Annotated in this window: 14 protein-coding genes and 1 pseudogene; 6 read left to right on the plus strand and 9 right to left on the minus strand. The window is 67.9% G+C overall.

The features are described 5' to 3' along the window. The first annotated feature begins 12 nt into the window (after positions 1 to 12). The 4 genes and pseudogenes from tig to clpX all read left to right on the plus strand — a co-directional run bounded on the left by tig (position 13) and on the right by clpX (position 4363). Positions 13 to 1404 (plus strand): trigger factor, encoded by a 1392-nt coding sequence (tig, locus tag NM203_RS14710; protein WP_255060723.1) that lies wholly within the window; start codon positions 13 to 15, stop codon positions 1402 to 1404. Positions 1405 to 1501: 97 nt separating this feature from the next. After that, a pseudogene (locus NM203_RS14715) lies at positions 1502 to 2125 on the plus strand (ATP-dependent Clp protease proteolytic subunit); the annotation flags it as partial. Then, entirely contained in the window at positions 2122 to 2769 is a 648-nt protein-coding gene (locus NM203_RS14720) for an ATP-dependent Clp protease proteolytic subunit (protein WP_255060724.1), read from the plus strand. The pseudogene NM203_RS14715 and the gene NM203_RS14720, both read left to right, overlap by 4 nt. A 313-nt stretch (positions 2770 to 3082) precedes the next feature. Beyond that, on the plus strand, positions 3083 to 4363 hold the full coding sequence (gene clpX / locus NM203_RS14725) for an ATP-dependent Clp protease ATP-binding subunit ClpX (protein ID WP_255060725.1): 1281 nt from the start codon (positions 3083 to 3085) through the stop codon (positions 4361 to 4363). Here the strand turns inward: clpX and NM203_RS14730 are convergent. The 4 genes from NM203_RS14730 to NM203_RS14745 all read right to left on the minus strand — a co-directional run bounded on the left by NM203_RS14730 (position 4360) and on the right by NM203_RS14745 (position 8281). Beyond that, on the minus strand, positions 4360 to 5658 hold the full coding sequence (locus NM203_RS14730) for a nucleotide disphospho-sugar-binding domain-containing protein (protein WP_255060726.1): 1299 nt from the start codon (positions 5656 to 5658) through the stop codon (positions 4360 to 4362). The two genes, clpX and NM203_RS14730, sit on opposite strands and share 4 nt — an antisense overlap. After that, complete coding sequence (locus tag NM203_RS14735) at positions 5651 to 6019, minus strand: hypothetical protein (RefSeq protein ID WP_255060727.1); 369 nt, start codon at positions 6017 to 6019, stop codon at positions 5651 to 5653. Before NM203_RS14735 ends, NM203_RS14730 begins: the two co-directional genes overlap by 8 nt. Then, complete coding sequence (locus tag NM203_RS14740) at positions 6012 to 7322, minus strand: glycosyltransferase (RefSeq protein WP_255060728.1); 1311 nt, start codon at positions 7320 to 7322, stop codon at positions 6012 to 6014. The genes NM203_RS14735 and NM203_RS14740 overlap by 8 nt, the downstream gene beginning before the upstream one ends. A gap of 107 nt (positions 7323 to 7429) precedes the next feature. Then, on the minus strand, positions 7430 to 8281 hold the full coding sequence (locus tag NM203_RS14745) for an EamA family transporter (protein ID WP_255060729.1): 852 nt from the start codon (positions 8279 to 8281) through the stop codon (positions 7430 to 7432). 102 nt (positions 8282 to 8383) lie between these two features. Between NM203_RS14745 and NM203_RS14750 the strand changes: the two genes are divergently transcribed. Continuing rightward, the gene (locus NM203_RS14750) at positions 8384 to 9526 is read left to right on the plus strand and encodes an ankyrin repeat domain-containing protein (RefSeq protein WP_255060730.1); all 1143 of its coding nucleotides are present in this window, start codon (positions 8384 to 8386) and stop codon (positions 9524 to 9526) included. Here NM203_RS14750 and fdhD read toward each other — a convergent pair. The 4 genes from fdhD to NM203_RS14770 form a co-directional block, all read right to left on the minus strand. Continuing rightward, complete coding sequence (gene fdhD / locus NM203_RS14755; protein WP_255060731.1) at positions 9516 to 10376, minus strand: formate dehydrogenase accessory sulfurtransferase FdhD; 861 nt, start codon at positions 10374 to 10376, stop codon at positions 9516 to 9518. The two genes, NM203_RS14750 and fdhD, sit on opposite strands and share 11 nt — an antisense overlap. Further along, positions 10369 to 12690 carry an FdhF/YdeP family oxidoreductase gene (locus tag NM203_RS14760; protein ID WP_255060732.1) on the minus strand — a complete coding sequence of 774 codons (2322 nt, stop codon included), beginning with the start codon at positions 12688 to 12690 and terminating at the stop codon, positions 10369 to 10371. The genes fdhD and NM203_RS14760 overlap by 8 nt, the downstream gene beginning before the upstream one ends. Positions 12691 to 12771: 81 nt before the next feature. Further along, positions 12772 to 14499, minus strand: a complete 1728-nt coding sequence (locus tag NM203_RS14765; protein WP_255060733.1) for an HNH endonuclease signature motif containing protein — start codon at positions 14497 to 14499, stop codon at positions 12772 to 12774. 15 nt (positions 14500 to 14514) lie between these two features. Further along, on the minus strand, positions 14515 to 15615 hold the full coding sequence (locus NM203_RS14770; protein ID WP_255060734.1) for an NHL repeat-containing protein: 1101 nt from the start codon (positions 15613 to 15615) through the stop codon (positions 14515 to 14517). Positions 15616 to 15740: 125 nt separating this feature from the next. Here NM203_RS14770 and NM203_RS14775 point away from each other — a divergent pair, with 125 nt between their 5' ends. After that, on the plus strand, positions 15741 to 17915 hold the full coding sequence (locus NM203_RS14775) for a glutamine synthetase III family protein (RefSeq protein WP_255060735.1): 2175 nt from the start codon (positions 15741 to 15743) through the stop codon (positions 17913 to 17915). Positions 17916 to 17979: 64 nt separating this feature from the next. On the opposite strand, the gene NM203_RS14780 is transcribed toward NM203_RS14775, so the two are convergent. Further along, entirely contained in the window at positions 17980 to 19623 is a 1644-nt protein-coding gene (locus NM203_RS14780) for a fatty acyl-AMP ligase (protein ID WP_255060736.1), read from the minus strand. Positions 19624 to 19628: the final 5 nt, after the last annotated feature.

A 19628-nucleotide genomic window follows, 5' to 3' on the forward strand; every position in this document is an offset into this window, starting at 1 on the left:
GGAGCAGATGCAGTGAAGAGCACCGTCGAGAAGTTGAGCCCGACCAGGGTTCGCATCAGTGTGGAGGTGCCGTTCACCGAACTGCAGCCGGACATCGACACGGCGTTCAAGACGATGGCCAAGCAGATCCGGATGCCCGGCTTCCGCCCCGGCAAGGTGCCGGTGAAGCTGCTCGAGCAGCGCGTCGACAAGCAGGCGATGTTCGACCAGGTCGTCGGCGAGGTGGTGCCCGGTCGCTACACCGAGGCGCTGACGTCGTCGGAGGTGCAGCCCATCGGTCAGCCGGACATCGAGGTCACCAACAAGGAGTACGGCGAGGACCTGACGTTCACCGCCGAGGTCGACATCCGCCCCGAGATCACGCTGCCCGACCTGTCGGCGCTGAAGATCGTCGTCGACCCCATCGAGGTTTCCGATGACGAGGTCGACGCGGAACTGCAGAACCTGCGCGCCCGCTTCGGCACGCTCAAGGGCGTCGAGCGCGGCGCCGAGGACGGCGACTTCGTCTCGATCGACCTGTCCGCGACGGTCGACGGCGAGGACGTCGCCGAGGCGAAGACCGAGGGGCTGTCGCACGAGATCGGTTCGGGTCAGCTCATCGAGGGCCTCGACGACGCCATCAAGGGCCTCAAGGCCGACGAGAGCAAGACGTTCACCACCAAGCTCGTCGCCGGTGAGCACGCCGGCGAAGAGGCCGAGGTCACCGTCAAGGTGAACTCGGTCAAGGAGCGCGAACTGCCCGAGCCCGATGACGAGTTCGCCCAACTGGCAAGCGAATTCGACACGATCGAGGAGCTCAAGGCGAACCTCGTCGACCAGGTCAAGCGCGTCAAGCGCATCGGTCAGGCCGAGCAGATCCGCGACAAGGCGCTCGAGGTGCTGCTCGAGCAGACCGACGTGCCGATGCCGGAGAACATCATCCAGGCTCAGGTCGACGAGACCCTGCACAACGCCATCCACGGACTCGACCACGACGAGGCCAAGTTCGAGGAGTCGCTCAAGGAGCAGGGCAGCAGCCGCGAGGAGTTCGACAACGACAACCGCACCAACGCGGAGCGTGCCGTCAAGACCCAGTTGCTGATGGACAAGATCGCCGACGAACTCGACATCCAGGTCGGCCAGAACGATCTCACCGAGCGGCTGGTGCTGATGTCGCGGCAGTACGGGCTGGAGCCTCAGCAGCTGCTTCAGGTGCTGCAGCAGAACAACCAGCTGCCCGCGATGTTCGCCGACGTCCGGCGGGGCCTGACCATCGCCGCCGTCGTGCACGGCGCGACGGTCACCGATTCCGACGGCAACGAGGTCGACACCGAGGAGTTCTTCGGTCCGGCGTCGCCCGAGACCGATGCCGAGGCCGCCGTCGCGGAGGCTCTCGCGGACGCCGAGGACGACGACGACAAGTGACGCTGTGAGCGAACGCGCACGCGCCGGGGACTCCTCGGCGCGGCGCGTTGGTTAGTGTCGGTGGACATGAACGTCGAGTACACAAACTCGAGAAAGCAGGTATCCCCTCGTGACTGACATGCGCGGCGCATCGTCTGGGCTCAACCTCGTCGACTCGGTCTACGAGCGGTTGCTGTCCGAGCGCATCATCTTCCTCGGCTCGCAGGTCGACGACGACATCGCCAACCGGCTGTGCGCGCAGATCCTGCTGCTGTCGGCGGAGGACCCGACCAAGGACATCCACCTCTACATCAACTCGCCCGGCGGCTCGATCAGCGCGGGCATGGCGATCTACGACACGATGGTCCTCGCCCCGTGCGACGTCGCGACCTACGCCATGGGCATGGCCGCGTCGATGGGTGAGTTCCTGCTGGCCGCGGGCACCAAGGGCAAGCGTTACGCCCTGCCGCACGCCCGGATCCTGATGCACCAGCCGCTCGGTGGCGTCACCGGCAGCGCGGCCGACATCGCCATCCAGGCCGAGCAGTTCGCGGTCATCAAGAAGGAGATGTTCCGGCTCAACGCCGAGTTCACCGGTCAGACGATCGAGCGCATCGAGGCCGACTCCGACCGCGACCGTTGGTTCACGGCGCCGGAGGCTCTCGAATACGGCTTCGTGGACCACATCATCACCAGTGCGAACCTCAACGGTTCGGGACCGACGGCAGGACTGGACAAATGACCGATCACACGGACCCCCGGCTCATGCCGCAGGCGCGCTACATCCTCCCGTCGTTCATCGAGCACTCGAGCTTCGGGGTCAAGGAGAGCAACCCGTACAACAAGCTGTTCGAGGAGCGCATCATCTTCCTCGGCGTGCAGGTGGACGACGCCTCGGCGAACGACATCATGGCGCAGCTGCTGGTGCTGGAATCGCTTGATCCCGACCGCGACATCACCATGTACATCAACTCGCCCGGTGGCTCGTTCACCTCGCTGATGGCGATCTACGACACCATGCAGTACGTCCGCGCCGACATCCAGACGGTGTGCCTCGGTCAGGCCGCGTCGGCCGCCGCGGTGCTGCTGGCGGCCGGTACGCCCGGCAAGCGGCTCGCGCTGCCGAACGCCCGGATCCTGATCCACCAGCCGTCGCTCGGCGGCGTCATCCAGGGTCAGTTCTCGGATCTGGAGATCCAGGCCGCCGAGATCGAGCGCATGCGCACGCTGATGGAGGACACCCTCGCGCGGCACACCGGCAAGGACAGCGCGCAGGTTCGCAAGGACACCGATCGCGACAAGATCCTGACCGCCGAGCAGGCCAAGGACTACGGGATCATCGACACCGTGCTCGAATACCGGAAGCTGTCCGCCCAGAAGGTGTAACTCGCCGCCGACGGGTGGCGCCACAGCGCGCTACGTTGGTGTCGGACGGCTCCCGGAGTGGTAACGGCGAAGCCACGTTGCCACGACACGATGAATCAGTCGCGCGTTCCGGCGGGCCGTCCGGCACAACACGGGATAAGTTCTGGAGTCAACGCAGCGAAATATCACCGACGCGATTCGGCTTTATCGGTCGCACCGCGCCGGAACATACGGGTAGCGTCGGGTTCTACGGCTTCCAGGAGCTTCGCAAACCGGCGACATCCACGGATCAGACGGACATCGACGTCGAGCAGGAAAGTAGGCCCGCAGGGATATGGCACGCATTGGAGACGGCGGCGACCTGCTGAAATGCTCGTTCTGCGGGAAGAGCCAGAAGCAGGTCAAGAAGCTCATCGCCGGTCCCGGCGTGTACATCTGCGACGAGTGCATCGATCTCTGCAACGAGATCATCGAAGAGGAACTCGCCGACGCCGACGACGTCAAACTCGACGAACTGCCCAAGCCCGCGGAGATCCGCGAATTCCTCGAGGGCTACGTCATCGGCCAGGACACCGCCAAGCGCACGCTCGCCGTCGCGGTCTACAACCACTACAAGCGCATTCAGGCGCAGGAGAAGATGCGCGACTCGCGGGCCGAGCCCGTCGAGCTGGCCAAGTCGAACATCCTGATGCTCGGGCCCACGGGCTGTGGCAAGACCTACCTGGCGCAGACGCTGGCCAAGATGCTCAACGTCCCGTTCGCGATCGCCGACGCCACCGCGCTGACGGAAGCCGGCTACGTCGGTGAGGACGTCGAGAACATCCTCCTCAAGCTGATTCAGGCCGCCGACTACGACGTGAAGCGCGCCGAGACCGGCATCATCTACATCGACGAGGTCGACAAGATCGCCCGCAAGAGCGAGAACCCGTCGATCACCAGGGACGTGTCCGGTGAGGGCGTGCAGCAGGCGCTGCTGAAGATCCTCGAGGGGACGCAGGCGTCGGTGCCCCCGCAGGGCGGTCGCAAGCACCCGCACCAGGAGTTCATTCAGATCGACACGACCAACGTCCTCTTCATCGTGGCCGGCGCGTTCGCCGGGTTGGAGAAGATCGTGTCGGATCGCGTCGGCAAGCGCGGACTCGGCTTCGGTGCCGAGGTGCGCAGCAAGGCCGAGATCGACACCCAGGATCACTTCGCCGAGGTCATGCCCGAGGACCTCATCAAGTTCGGGCTGATCCCCGAGTTCATCGGCCGCCTGCCCGTGGTGGCCTCGGTGACCAACCTCGACAAGGAGTCCTTGGTCACGATCCTGTCGGAGCCCAAGAACGCGTTGGTGAAGCAGTACACCCGGCTGTTCGAGATGGACGGCGTGGAGCTGGAATTCGACCAGGACGCGCTGGAGGCCATCGCCGATCAGGCCATCCACCGCGGCACCGGTGCCCGTGGATTGCGCGCCATCATGGAGGAAGTCCTGCTGCCGGTGATGTACGACATCCCCAGCCGCGACGACGTCGCCAAGGTGGTCGTCACCAAGGAGGTCGTCGAGGACAACGTGCTCCCGACGATCGTTCCGCGCAAGCCGTCGCGCAGCGAGCGACGCGACAAGAGCGCCTAGCTTCCGACGAGCCTGCGCTCGGCGATCACCTCGTCGACCAGAGCCGCGATCTCGGCGACGCCGTCGCGCCGTGCGAACGCCGACTCCAGTTCGCGTGCCCGGCTCCGGTAGCGATGGTTCCGCAGTACTTCCCGGACCGCGTCGCCGACGACGGCGGCGCTCGGCGTACCGGTCTTCAGGTCGACGCCTGCGCCGGACCACGCCACCCTGCTGGCCACCTCGGGCTTGTCCTCGGTCTCGCCTGCGACCACCAGCGGGACGCCCGCCGACACCGCGCGCTGCACAGCGCCGTAGCCGCCGTTGGTGACCATCACGTCGACCTTCGGCAGCAGCACGTCGTGCGGAAGGTATTCGCTCACAATCGTGTTCGCGGGGATCGGGCCCCGGATCTCACCGACGTCGCGCCCGCCGGTCGTGACGACGACCGTGACGTCCTCGTCGGCCAGCGCGGCGATGGTCGGCTCGATCAGCCGGGACAGATCCTCGTTGTCGACGGTGCCCTGGGTGACGTGCACGACGGGTCGGTCGGCGTCGAGTACCGGCCACCACGGCGGCGGAACCCACCCCCTTGAGGGCTGCGGGTGCACCGCTCCGACGAATCGCACGTTGGCCGGGAGATCACCGCGGGGATACTCGAAGTCCGGCACCGTCGGCACGATGTAGCGGTCGGCGAGCACCCCGATGTCGAACAGGAAGACCGGCAGCCTGCCTGCGCCGCATTCGGTCAACAGCGCGTTCGCGGCCCGCTGCGTCGGTCGCAGCAGGACGCGCTGCGACACCACGTTCAACACGCGATTGCGCAGTCGCGCACGCCATCCCGCACCAGGCGCCATCCCGAGGCCGTTGGGGGCGGTATCACGGCTCGACAACATCATCGGCGTCGGCGTGTACGAGAGGATCGGCGGCCTGCTGCTCCGATCCTGGAGCAGCAGGGGGAGCACGCCGAAGAACCCGTAGTCGGCGATGATCGCGTCGAACGACGTATCCGCCATCACCTCGCGCAGCACGGCGAGCTGAGCGGGCATCGGCGCCAGGAAGAGCCGCGTGATCGCCAGGTTGAGCGCCTTGATCTTCGGTGTGCTGCCACGACTCTCGGAGTCGAACGGCGACTGGTCGAAGTCGGCGGCGGCGGGCAGGGGGTGCGGGGTGGCGCCGACCGCGCGAATCGCGTCGACGTGTGCGGCGCCGGTGACCACCGTGACGCGATCGCCTCGGGTGACGAGATCCTGCGCGACGGTGAGGAGCGGCCCGATGTGCCCGATCGGCGACAGCGAGGCGATGAGAACGTCAGCCACGATCAGCACTCCGTCCCGTCAGCGCCAGCTCGCGGCCGGCGAACCGCTCCCGCACCTCGGACGTGAACAGCACCCGCAGCGTGTACTCGGGATCGCCCGCGGGATGTGCGACCACGGCGAACTGAACGGCACTCGACGTCGCCGCGGCGTGCTCGCGGACTGCGGTGAGCATCGCGTCGTAGCCGACCGACGCCGCCACCTCCGGCAGCGCCGACCACTCGGTCCAGCCGTGCTCGGTGGCCTCGCGCCACACCACCGCGGGCGTGTCGGAACGCTCGGAGCGCGCCTGCCGCAGCGCGCACACCAGATACCAGATGAGCACGGCCGCGGCGAGCAGCGGCAGGTGGATGTCCTCAGGCATGGCCGACCTGCACGCGTCGCTCGGCGATCGCCTCGTCGACGAGGGAGGCGATCTCCGCGACCGAGTCCCAGCGCCGGTGGGTCGACTGCAGACGGCGGGCGGCCTGCCGGTAGGCGTCGTCGGCGAGCACCTCGCGCACGGCGCGTTTCACCGCGTCCGACGTGGGAGTACCGGTTCGCAGGTTGACGCCCACGCCGAACCACTCGACACGGGCGGCGACCTCGGGTTTGTCCTCGGTGTTGCCCGCGACGACCAGAGGCACTCCGTCGATGAGCGCGCGCTGCACGGCGCCGTATCCGCCGTTGGTGACCATCACGTCGACCAAGGGCAGCAACACGTCGTGCGGGATGAACTCGGCGACGAAGGTGTTGGCGGGCAACGGGATTCCGATCTGACCGACATCGCGCCCGCCGGTGGTGACGACGACGGTGACGTCCTCGTCGGCGAGCGCGGCGATGGTGGGTTCCACGAGTCGGGTCAGGTCCGCGTTGTCGATGGTGCCCTGTGTCACGTGCACGACGGGCCTGCCGGAGTGCAATTCGTCCCACCAGACCGGTGGTTCGAAGTGCTCGGCCGGTGTCGGGGTGACCGCTCCGACGAACCGGACGTGGTCGGGCAGGTCGCTGCGGCGGTACTCGAACTCGGGGACGGTCGGCGCGATCATCCGGTCGGCTAGAATCGCCGAATCCAGCACGAACACCGGCAGTTTCGGTGCGCCGATGGCCTGCAGCTCGGCGTTGGCGGCGGAGTGCGATGGTCGCAGCAGGACGTTCTGGCCGACGACGTTCAGCAGCCTGTTGCGCAGCCTCGCGAACCGGCCGTTGCCCGGCGTGATGCCGGTGCCACCGGGAGCCGTATCGCGACTGGTGAGGAACAGCGGGGTGGTGCTGTAGGTCAGCACCGGCGGGCGATGGGGGTCGTCGGCCATCAGCATCGGCAGCACCCCGAGGAAGATCGAATCCACGATCACGGCGTCGTAGGGCCGGGCCGCCAGCAGGTCCGACAGCGCCTGCGCCTGGTGTCGCATCGGTCTGACGAACAGGTGGGTGATGTCGAAGTTGATCCGCGCTATCCCCGAGGTCTCGACGCGGCCCGGCAGGTCGGCGTCGAACGAGGTGTCGTCGTAATCGGCGGCTGCGGGTAGTGGATGGGGATGCGCGCCGGTGGCGAGGATCTTCGCCGCATGCCGCTCGGCTGTCAGGAAGGTGACCCGGTCGCCCCGATCGACGAGCCCGCGGGCCACGCTCAGCAGGGGGCCGACGTGTCCGATGGGTGGACACGCCGCGATGAGAATCTCCGCCACAACAACTCCTCTGAATGGATGCTTCCGACGGGAGTCGATGCTTCGCGATCAGCGCCCGCCGAACTTGGAGGCTGTGTGGAGATCGTGTGGAGATTGCAGGTAGGGGGCTAACCGGACGTCACGATGAGCGCGACGGCGACCGCGGCCGCGACGAGTCCGACTGCCTGCTGGCGGTGGATCCGCTCGCGGAGCACGAGCGCGGCGAGCAGCACGGTTACGGCGGGGTAGAGCCCGGTCAGGACCGCGATGACGGTCAGCTGGCCGTGGGCGGTCGCGGCGAGGAACAGCAGGTTCGCCACCGCGCCGAGGGCACCCGCGGCTGCGCCCCACCGCACGGCGGTGCCGACGTCGAGGCGCTCGCCGCGGCGCCGCAGTCGGGCGATCTCCGGCGTCGCGGCGACGAGAACCACCAGCAGGGCGACGAACTGGCCGGGGAGCAGCGGCCAGGCGCCTGCGTCCGGGCCGGCTCGGTCCACCGCCACGAAGAGCAGGCCGAACCCGCATCCGGCGACCACTCCGTAGCCGACGTCGCGCAGCGGGGAGCCCGCGGGACCTCGGGTCCACGACGTCAATGCGATCGCGGGGAAGGCCAATGCCACCCCCAGCCAGGCGAACAGCGTCAGCCTGTCACCGGAGACGACCCCGACGACGGAGGGCACCGCCGCGGCCAGCACCGCCGACACGGGTGCGACGACGCTCATGCGCCCGCCGGCCAAGCCGCGCAGCAGCGCGGCGTTGCCGACTCCGCTGCCGATGCCGCCGATGGCACCCCACGTCAGAACCGCGAGCGTGGGTTGTCCTCCGAAACCACAGAGGATCGCGATGCCCACGGTGACCAGGGCAACGGCCTGCATCGGGATGGGCACGAGCGCGGCTGCGACGCGCCGGCCACCGAGGCCACCGAGGAAGTCGCAGACGCCGTATGTCACGGCAGCGAGCAACGCCAGTAGGGCGGCCATGCAGAGCCCTCCTTCTCGCGACCGAGCCGACGTTAGCGGGTAACGTCGGCGACGGGTGCGCGGGACCGCCCGCCGTCCGCTCGAGAGCCGATGGAGGCCGTCGTGGCCAGCAGTCTGCCCAACAATCCGTCCCTCGATCGGCTGCGAGCCGAGGCACGCGAACTCCAGGCCGTCGAGCGTTGTTCCACACCGGAGGCCGAACTGAGAGTTGCGCGGCGGTACGGGTTCAGCGGCTGGCCCGCGCTGGCGCACTACCTGACGATCGCCGGGCCGTTGACGGTGGATCCCGGTGGCGTGGACGAGGCGGGGCTAGAGGGCGCCGACCGGTTCTGTGCGCTGGCCTCGCTGCGTTACGACGCCTCCGACGCACCGCCCCGGTGGCAGGCGGCCGCCGAGCTGATGCACACGAACAGCGTTGTGTACGAACATGTCTGGGCGGCAGCGTCCGCCGGTGACGTGCCTGCGCTGCAGCATCATCTCGCCGAGGACGCTGGGTGGGCTCGCGCTCGCGGCGGCCCGTTCGGCTGGGAACCGCTGCTGTACCTCTGCTACTCGCGGGTGCCGCTGGGCCGAACGGGCGACAACTGGTTGTCGGCGGCGCGGTTACTGCTGGACGCGGGTGCCGATCCGAATGCCGGGTACCTGTGGTGTGGGCTGTCGACGCCGTTCACCGCGCTGACGGGAGTGTTCGGCGAGGGGGAGCAGGGTCCGCGCCGCCAGCCCCGGCATCCGTTCGCCCCCGACCTGGCGGCACTGCTGCTTGCGCGGGGCGCGCATCCGGTCGACCAGCAGACGCTCTACAACCGGATGTTCCGTCGCGATGACTCGCACCTGGAGCAACTGTTCGGCCACGGGTTGGCCGACGCCGGACCCAGCCCGTGGGAGCTCAGGCTCGGCGAAGCGATGGAGTCACGGGCGCAGATGTGGCAGCGGCAGGTCGACTGGGCGGTCGAACACGGCTTCACTGATCGGCTGGAGCTGTTGGCGCGCAACGGGATCGGCGTCGGTGCCGTAGCAGCGTCGGCCGTGATAGCGCAGGACCCGAACGCACTCGACGACATGGGGGCCACGCCGCTACATCACGCGGCCTGGGACGGCGACCTCGAGGTGATCCGCACGCTGCTCGACGCGGGCGCCGACCCGACGATCACCGACGCCCGGTTCCAGGCGACGCCGCTGGGCTGGGCCGAGCACGCGTATCAGACCGAGGCCGCGGAGTTGTTGCGGGCGCAGGCTAGTACTTGACGCGGTCGGGGCGGGTGTAGACGTTCATGGATTCGCCGCGGAGGAACGCGACGAGCGTGAGGCCGGCCTGGCTTGCGAGGTCGACGGCCAGCGATGACGGTGCCGACACCGCGGCCAGCATCGGGATACCGGCCATCACGGCCTTCTGGGTGAGCTCGAACGAGGCTCGACCGCTGACGAGAAGTACTGTGCCGGACAACGGGATCCGGCTGTTCTCCAACGCCCAACCGATCGTCTTGTCGACGGCGTTGTGGCGCCCGATGTCCTCGCGGACGACGAGCACCGTACCGTCGGCGTCGAAGAGGGCGGCGCCGTGCAGTCCTCCGGTGCTGGCGAACACCTTCTGGGCTTTGCGCAACTGGTCCGGCAGCGTGGTGAGCGTTTCGGCGGCGACGACGGTGGGGTCGTCGCCGGGGGAGTGACGGCTGACGGTGCGCACCGCGTCGATCGAACCCTTGCCGCACACGCCGCACGACGAGGTGGTGTAGAAGTTGCGCGTGACATCAAGGCTGGGCGTCGGGACATCGTCGGCGAGGGTGACGTCCAGGACGTTGTAGGTGTTCATGCCGTCATCACCATCCGGAGGGCGGGAGCGCAGCGACTGGGGATCGGGTCTGCCGCGGCAGTACTCGACGCGGGAGATGTCGTCGCGGCGGCCGATGACACCCTCGGTGAGCAGAAAGCCCTGTGCGAGTTCGACATCCGAGCCCGGCGTGCGCATCGTGACGGTGATGGGGGTGCCGTTCAGCCGGATTTCGAGCGGTTCCTCGACGGCGAGGGTCTCGGGCCGGGACACCGCGCCGTCGGCGGTGACGTGGCTGGCCTTGCGCCGTGCGGTCACCCTACCCACGGCCGGGCTCCAGTCGAATGACGATCGCCTTGGACACCGGGGTGTTGGATGTGGCGGCGGTGTGGTCGAGCGGCACCAGGGAGTTCGTCTCCGGGTAGTACGCGGCGGCGTTGCCGACCGGCGTGGAGTAGGGCACCACCAGGAAGTCCTCGGCCCGCCGTTCTTCGAGTGCGCCGGATTCGCCGGTGTACTCCGAGACGAGGTCGACCCTCGCCCCGTCGGTGAGGCCGAACGCCTCGATGTCGGCGGGGTTGACGAAGACGACGCGCCGGCCGCCCTTGACGCCGCGGTAGCGGTCGTCGAGCCCGTAGATGGTGGTGTTGTACTGGTCGTGGCTGCGCAGGGTCTGCAGGATGAGCCGGCCCTCGGGAACGGGCAGCCATTCGAGCGGGTTGACCGCGAAGTTGGCCCTGCCCGTGCTGGTGTCGAATTCGCGGGAGTCGCGCGGCGGGTGGGGGAGTTGGAAGCCGTCGGGCTGGCGGACCTTGCGGTTGTAATCGGCGCACCCGGGGACCACCGCGGCGATCGCATCGCGGATGCGGTCGTAATCGGCCTGGAACCGTTCCCAGGGCACCGGGTGGTCCGGTCCGAGAACGGCGCGGGCGAGCTGGGCGACGATCGCCACCTCGCTGCGCACCTCGGGACCCGGCGGCTGCAGGCTACCCCGGGACAGGTGCACCATCGACATCGAATCCTCGACGGTGACTTGCTGTTTGGTGCCGTTCTGAAGATCCTTATCGGTGCGACCCAGTGACGGCAGGATGATCGCGGTGGTGCCGGTCACCAGGTGGCTGCGGTTCAGCTTCGTCGAGACCTGAACCGTCAGCGAACAACTGCGCAGCGCCAACGCGGTCACGTCGGTGTCGGGCGTCGCCATGGCGAAGTTTCCGCCCATGCCCATGAAGACCGACGCTCGCCCGTCCCGCATGGCGCGTATCGCGTCGACGGTGTCCATGCCGTGCTTGCGCGGGCTGACTATGCCGAACTCGGAATCCAGTGCGGACAGGAAGGATTCGGGCATCTTCTCCCAGATGCCCATGGTGCGGTCACCCTGCACGTTGGAATGGCCGCGCACCGGGCACACCCCCGCTCCGGGTTTACCGATCATGCCGCGCATCAACAGCAGGTTGGTGAGCTCCGAGATCATCGGGACCGCGTGACGGTGCTGCGTGAGGCCCATCGCCCAGCACGCGACCGTCCGCTGCGACGAGATGAACATCTGTGCGACGCGCTCGAGTTGCTCGCGATCGATGCCGGTGGCCTCAAGGACCGTTGCGATGTCGACCTCGCGCGTCTGAGCCTCGTAGGCCTCGAAGTTCGCGCTGTGCTCGGCGACGAAGTCTCGGTCGATCACGGTGCCGGGCGCGCGATCGTCGGCTTCCAGCATGAGCCGTCCCACCCCGGCGAACAGCGCCATGTCGCCACCGAGCCGGATCTGAACGAACTCGTCGGCGATGCCGATGCCGTGGCCGATCACGCCGTGCACCTTCTGAGGGTCCTTGAACCGCATCAGGCCGGCCTCGGGCAGCGGGTTGATCGCGATGATCTTCGCGCCGTTCTCCTTGGCCTTCTCCAACACCGACAGCATCCGGGGATGGTTGGTGCCGGGGTTCTGGCCGGCGATGACGATGAGGTCGGCCAACGCCAGGTCCTCGACGGTCACGGACCCCTTGCCGATGCCGATGGACTCGCTCAGCGACGCACCCGACGACTCGTGGCACATGTTCGAGCAGTCCGGCAGGTTGTTGGTGCCGAAGCTGCGGACCAGGAGTTGGTAGAGGAACGCGGCCTCGTTGCTCGTCCGGCCGGACGTGTAGAACACCGCTTCGTCCGGGCTGGCCAGCGCGTTCAGGTGCTGGGCGATGACGTGGTACGCGTGGTCCCAGCTGATGGGTCGATAGTGGTCGTCCCCGGCGCGCAGCACCATCGGATGGGTCAGTCGGCCCTGCTGGCTGAGCCAGTACTCGGGCCTAGCGGCCAGATCCGAGATCGAATGCCGGGCGAAGAACTCCGGCGTGACCACCCGCTTGGTGGCCTCCTCCGCGACGGCCTTCGCCCCGTTCTCGCAGAACTCGGCGAACTTGCGGCCGCCGTGCTCTTCGGGCCAGGCGCAGCCGGGGCAGTCGAAGCCGTGCCGCTGATTGAGCCGAACCAGGGCGGCGGCCGTGCGAAGCGGACCCATCGAGCTCAGGCCGCGCTGCATCGAGACCAGCACCGCCTTCACTCCGGCGGCTTCGTGCTCGGCGCCGGTGGTGACGACCGCGTGCTCGTCGTAACTCGCATCGATGTCGCGGGTGACATCTCGACCGGTCATGTGGCGTCGAATACCCATATTCTCAGCCTAGGCCGCCAATCGGGTGAGGCGGTTGCCTACACGTCGAGGTGCGCCGGCGCGTCAGGGGCCGCGAACTCCCTTGCCGCCGTCGGCTTTGTCGTGGTCTGCGAGCAGCGGCGGGTGGGGTGGTCCGGGTTCGTCGCCCGTGTCGAGGTCGGGTTCGCTCGGTGGAGGCTCGTCGTCGAAGGCTGACCACGGGTCGAGCAGGGTCGTCAGCTCCGCTGTCTGCATATCGCACGTGGCGGGCGGTGTGGCGGGGCCGAAGGGGTAGGTCGGGTCGTCGGGGTCGAGGTACTCGAGGTCGTCGGGGTCGGGTATTGACACCGGTGGCAGCGGCGGTAGGGGCGGGGCGTCGAGGTTGTCCCAGGGGGTGAGCGATTCAGCCTGTGCGGCCGGGATTTCGGTGTCGTCGGGTTCGTCATCGTGTGGGGCGAGCAGGATTTCGGGGCGGTGGTAGCAGTTGATGCGGGCTTGTCCGGTGTCCAAGTGCGGCGGTGGGATCCATTCGCAGTCGTGATGGTCGTTGATGCGGGTGGTCCACCCACCGTTCTCGTCGACCGAGCGGTTGTCACCGCCGCAGGCGAGTGCCATCGTGTCGACGTTGGTGAGGCCGCCGCGGGTCCAGTCGGCGACCGCGTGGTGGACCTGACAGCCGTACGGGCCGACGGGGCAGCCGGGTTTGGTGCACCCGCCGTCGCGGCCGATGAGCATGATCCGCTGAGCGGCGGTGGCCACGCGTTTGGAGCGGAAGTGGTTCAGCGCCGAACCGGTGACACCGTCGAACACGCAGAGGTGGTAGGCGGCGTGCCCGCCGAGGCGATCCAGGTCGTCGATGGTTAGCCGGGTGCCGCCGGCGGTGACGGCGATCCCGCGGCCTTCGAGGTCCTGCAGGGTGGTGCGGATGATGATCGACACCGGCAGCCCGTTGAGCTGCCCCAGGTCGGTCATCAACGCGATGCGCCCGACGACGACCAGTGCGTCGTGCTGCCGCTGGGCGAGGTTGCGGTCATCGGCGTCGATCTGGGTCTGTGAGGGGGTCCCGGACGTGCAGGGTTCGTCGTCGGCCGGGTTGCACATGCCGGGCGCGGCGAACTTGGCGAACAGGACCTCCCAGACCGCGGCGGCTTCCGGGGACAGGGTCGCCGTCAGGGCGGTCATCCCGTCGCGGCCCTGGGTTCCGGTTCTCACCGCGCGTCGGCGTCGTCGTTCGCGGTCGTCGGGTTCGGGGCCGTCCTGGTCGAGTAGGAAGAGTCGGGTGGTTGCGGCGTCGCGCAGTTCCTTGGGTCCGTAGCCCACCGCGACGCGGACCAGGTCCACTTCGATCTGGGAGCGGGTTGTCTCATCGACCCACTGCGGGACGGCGTTCATGGTTTCGCGCAGGATCTTGACCTGCTCGGAGCTGATCAGCCCGACGCCTTGAGCGGCCGCGGTCGCGGGCAGCTTCGGGGACAGGGGTGGGCCGGTCACGGTGGGCTGCGGGGCCAGGTCGGCTGCCTCGGCCAGCCGGCGGCCCGCCTCGTAGGACGACAGCCGCCACCGCACGCGCAGCACCTCGTTCCAGGTCTTGGCGCCCAACTCACGCGCACTGGTTTCGGCTTGCAGGCGGGCCAGACCGCGTTGGGACTGCGCGGGCAGTTGCCGGGTGGCGATCTCGATCCCGTCGAGGAACTTCAGCACGCCGGCCCTGTCGAGCAGGTTGATGTCGCAGCCGGCTACCTCGTCGCACGCGGCGAGTAAGCGCTCCACCGCATCTGAGACGGCCGTACCGGACATGAGTCGAACATACATTCGACCACTGACACGTCACCCCGGTTCGACGATCTGGATCACGCCGCCGGTCACGCCCGCGATGAACAGCCTGCCGGTCGTCGCGTCGACCCCCAGCGTGTACGGGTTCTGCACGGTCGCGATCCGCCGGATCTCACGGGGCGTCTCAGAGGCCATCGAGTACCCGACCACCTCGTTGGTGCCCGACGACGCGACCCACACCTCGTCGCGCGTCGGGTCGTAGGTGATGCCGTACGGGCCGCCGGGCTGCGGGACACTGGCTATCTCGCGGGGGTCCGTGGTGAACACCCGGATCGCGTCCCCCCTCGTGTCCGTGGCGATGAGGCGTCCGTGTTTGTCCGCGACCAGGTGCGTCGGGCCGGCGCCGGCGGGGGTCGAGCCCTTGATGACCAGCCGATCGGCGTCGTACACGGTCAGATCGTTCTTGCGCACGTCGAGCATGCCCATCAGTTCGCCCACCGGCGCCATGCCCGCGGGCTGCACACTGTCGGTGAACACCTTGACGATGTCGTCGCCGCGCAGCACCGTGGTCGTTCCGCCGAGTTCGTTCGCGACGAACACCGTGCCGTTCGGTGTCTCGGACGCGTCGTGCGGCACGGTGCCGGTGATGACCTGGGGTTCGGCAGCGCCGCCGGGGAGGTCGACCCGAACGAGGGCGTTCGCGCTTTCGACTGGGACCAGAACGGGCCCACCGGGTCGGGCGAGCTGGAGGTGGCGGACGAAGCCGGGGAGCGGCACCCGCTTGGTGACGGCGCCCGTGTCGGCGTTGATGAGGACGAGTTCATTGGGATTGCGCTTGGCGACGGCCACCGTGCGAGTCGTTGCATCGACGACGACGCCTTCGGGCGCGTCACCCACCGCGACCAGCCGCCCCGGTGGCGGCGACGCCGGTGCGGGCGCGCGCTGCGGTTCCGCCGGTGGTGGCAGTCCGTCGGCGGGCGGACGCGTGCCCTCGGTCGGCACGCCCGACGGCAGCAGTCCGGTGGTGGTCGGGGTCGGCGAGGCCGAAGGGGATGACGGGGTTGACGGGGTTGACGGTGGCGCGGTCCGGTCCTCGGCGGCAGCGCCACAGCCGCCGATCAGAGCGGCCACCAGAAGGGCTATGAAATAACGCACCCCTACACCATTACCCCGAATTGTCACGTTGACGCGTGCGTAACAGTCCCGGAACACCGCGTTCCTACTGTGGGCCGGTCTAGTCCGCGAAACAGTTGCGGGCTCACGTCGTGATAGGAACTCCATTGAGCGGAAACGCAGTCCGTCTGCAGGCGATCAACAGCGTCGAGGCGTATGTGCCTCCGGCCATCAGCTTCGACCCCGCCGAAGAGCCCGGTGAGATCTTCGGCGCGAACGTCTTCACCCTGGCCGAGATGCGGCTGCGGCTGCCGAAGTCGGTCTACAAGTCCGTCGTCGCGACGATCGAGAAGGGCGCGAAGCTGGACCCGGCCGTCGCCGACTCCGTCGCCTCGGTGATGAAGGACTGGGCGCTGTCCAAGGGCGCCACCCACTACGCCCACGTCTTCTACCCGATGACCGGACTGACGGCCGAGAAGCACGACAGCTTCCTGGAGCCCGTTTCGGATGGCCAGACGCTGGCCGAGTTCGCGGGCAAGACGCTGATTCAGGGTGAGCCGGACGCGTCCAGCTTCCCGTCCGGCGGTCTGCGCAGCACCTTCGAGGCGCGTGGTTACACCGGGTGGGACGTCACCAGCCCGGCGTACATCCTGGAGAACCCGAACGGCAACACGCTGTGCATCCCCACCGTGTTCGTCTCGATGACCGGTGAGGCGCTCGACTACAAGACGCCGCTGCTGCGCAGCCAGCAGGCCATGGGCGCGCAGGCCGAGCGCATCCTGAAACTGTTCGGGCACAGCAACTTCGACCACATCGTGTCGTTCTGCGGGCCCGAGCAGGAGTACTTCCTGGTCGACCGTCACTTCTTCCTGGCCCGGCCGGACCTGATCAACGCCGGCCGCACCCTGTTCGGCTCCAAGCCGCCGAAGGGCCAGGAATTCGACGACCACTACTTCGGCGCCATCCCGGACCGTGTCCTCGCGTTCATGATGGACACCGAGCGCGAACTGTTCAAGCTCGGCATCCCCGCCAAGACCCGGCACAACGAGGTCGCGCCGGGCCAGTTCGAGATCGCGCCGATGTTCGAGCGGGCCAACATCGCCGCCGATCACCAGCAGTTGCTGATGACGACGTTCAAGACCATCGCCAAGAAGCACGGCATGGAGTGCCTGTTCCACGAGAAGCCGTTCGCCGGTGTCAACGGTTCGGGCAAGCACGTCAACTTCTCGATGGGCAACGCGCAGTTCGGGAGTCTGCTAGTGCCGGGTGACACCCCGCACGAGAACGCTCAGTTCCTGGTGTTCTGTGCGGCGGTCATCCGTGCGGTTCACAAGTTCTCCGGCCTGCTGCGGGTATCCGTCGCGTCTGCCACCAACGACCACCGCCTCGGAGCCAACGAGGCCCCGCCCGCGATCATCTCGATCTTCCTCGGCGATCAGCTGGCCGACGTCTTCGAACAGATCGCCAAGGGCGCGGCGACGTCGTCGAAGGGCAAGGGCAGCATGATCATCGGCGTCGACACGCTGCCGGTGCTGCCGACCGATCCGGGCGACCGCAACCGCACCAGCCCGTTCGCGTTCACCGGCAACCGCTTCGAGTTCCGGGCACCGGGCTCGGGGCAGACGATCAACGTGCCGATGATCATCCTGAACACGATCATGGCCGACTCGCTCGATTACATGGCCACCGTGCTCGAGAAGGCCGTCGGAGAGGGCGAGGACTTCGACGTCGCCGTGCAGACACTGCTCACCGAGATCATCACCGAGCACGGCGCCGTCGTGTTCAACGGTGACGGGTATTCGGAGAACTGGCAGATCGAGGCCGCCGAGCGCGGACTGCCGAACCTCAAGACGACGCTCGATGCGATTCCGGAGTTGGTCAAGCCCGAGGCGGTCGAGGTCTTCGAGAAGTACGGCGTGTTCAACGCCCGCGAGCTCGAGAGCCGCGTCGAGGTCCGGTACGAGATGTACGCGCTCACCATCGCAGTGGAAGCGAAGCTGACGTTGGAGGTGGGCTCCACGGTGATCCTGCCTGCGGCGATCCGCTACCAGACCGAGCTCGCGTCCAACGTGGCGACGCTCAAGGCCGCCGGCATCGATCCGGACATGACGCTACTGGAGACGGTGTCGGCGCCGATCAAGGAGCTGACGGGTGCGCTGACCGCGCTCAAGACCGCGATGGATGAGCACGGCGGCGATTCGGCCGCCGAGGAGGCCGCGCACGCGCAGAGCCTGCTGCCGCTCATGGATGCGGTTCGCTCCGCCGCCGACACGCTCGAGGGCGTGGTGGCCGACGACCTGTGGCCGCTGCCCACCTACCAGGAGATGCTCTACATCCTCTGAGTCACCGTCGACAAGCGCCGGGTGCGGGAACCCCGCCGTCCCGCCCCGGCGCTCTCGCGTGCCTTCAGCAGCCGACCAGCGCCGCGGAGTGGGACCGGCGCAGCTTCCCCGAGGGTGTCTTGGGGATGGTTCCCGGGCTGAGGACCACCACGTTGCGAGGCCGCATGTCGACCTCGGTCACCACTTCGTGGGCGACGTCGTGCTTGATCCGGCGCACCTCGCCGGCATCCTCGAACGCGTTGGATTCAACGGCGACGGCGAATGATTCGCGGGAGTGGCCCGCATCGAGCCGCACCGCGACGGCGCAACCGGGGCGAACGCCGCGCACCCGACTTGCGGCCCGTTCGATGTCGGTGGGATAGATGTTGCGGCCGGCCATGATGATGACGTCCTTGACCCGCCCGCACACCACCATCTGTCCGCCATCGGTCAGGTAGCCCAAATCGCCTGTGTCGTACCAGCCCTGGTTGTCCCGGGCCTCGATGAACCCGCCCTTGGTGATGTAGCCCGCGGTGACGGGCTGACCGCGCAGTTCGATCACGCCCACCGCGCGGGCCGGGAGCAGGTTGCCGTCCTCGTCGATGATCCGTGCCTCGAGTCCGGCCAGCAGTGGGCCGAGGATCGCCAGCCGAGTGGTCTTGCCGCCGCCCTTGCTCGCAGGAATCGCCCGCCGCAGTGCGGCCAGCAGATCGGTGTCGACCTCGTCCACGACCAGTCCGCCGCCGCACTTCGAGAACGACACCGCCACAGTGGTTTCGGCCATACCGTAGGCAGGCAGCATGGCGCTCGGGCGCAGGCCGTACGGTGCGGCCGCCTCGATGAGCTCCTCCACGTCCGCGGGTTCCACCTGCTCGGCGCCCGACAGCGCCCACCTCAGCGAGGAGAGGTCGAATTCGCCGGGAGTGGCGTTCCTTCGCAGCCGCTTGGCCAGCAGCACGTAGGCGAAGTTCGGAGCAGCCGTCATCGTGCCCCCGTACTTGTCGATGAGGCGCGGCCACAGCAGGATGTCGGTGAGGAAGTCCATCGGCGTGATCTTCACCAGCTCTGCGCCGAAATACATGGGCACCGTGAGGAATCCGGTCATTCCCATGTCGTGGAAGAGCGGAAGCCAGCTGACGATCACGTCGGTGTCCGTGTTGACTTCGGCGCCGGTGAACATCGCCTCGGCGTTCGAGACGAGGTTGTCGAACGTGATCTGGACGGCCTTGGGTGATCCCGTCGATCCCGAGGTCAACTGCATCAGCGCGACGTCGCTCTCGGCCGTGTCGACGGGATCGATCGGCGTCGCCTCGAGCAGATCCACCACGGTGAGCACCAGGACACCGTGTTCCTTCAGCACCGGAATGGCGGCGAGGAACGGGTCGGACACGACGACGGCCTTGGCGGCGATCATGTCGATCACCGCGATGGTGTCCACCGCCCAGGACACCAAATCGGTCCGCGGTGTCGGCTGATGGAGCATGGTCATGCTCGCGCCACGCATCCACAAACCCTGCGCAGTCGGAGCGATCTCCACCGGGGCGCCGGCGAGCACGCCGATCGCGTCTCCGGGGCCGATTCCCGCCGCCGCCAGACCGCCAGCGATGCGCCTGGCTCGTTCGTGGACTTCACGCCAGGTGTGCCGGATCGGATGGTGAGGTTCGCCTGTCACCAGCCCGTTCGGGCTCAGGCGAGCATTGGCATACATGGTGTCGGTAAAGCGGCTCACACGAT

It is taken from the genome of Mycolicibacterium arenosum (genome assembly GCF_024320865.1).
GTDB classification, from domain to species: Bacteria; Actinomycetota; Actinomycetes; order Mycobacteriales; family Mycobacteriaceae; genus Mycobacterium; species Mycobacterium arenosum.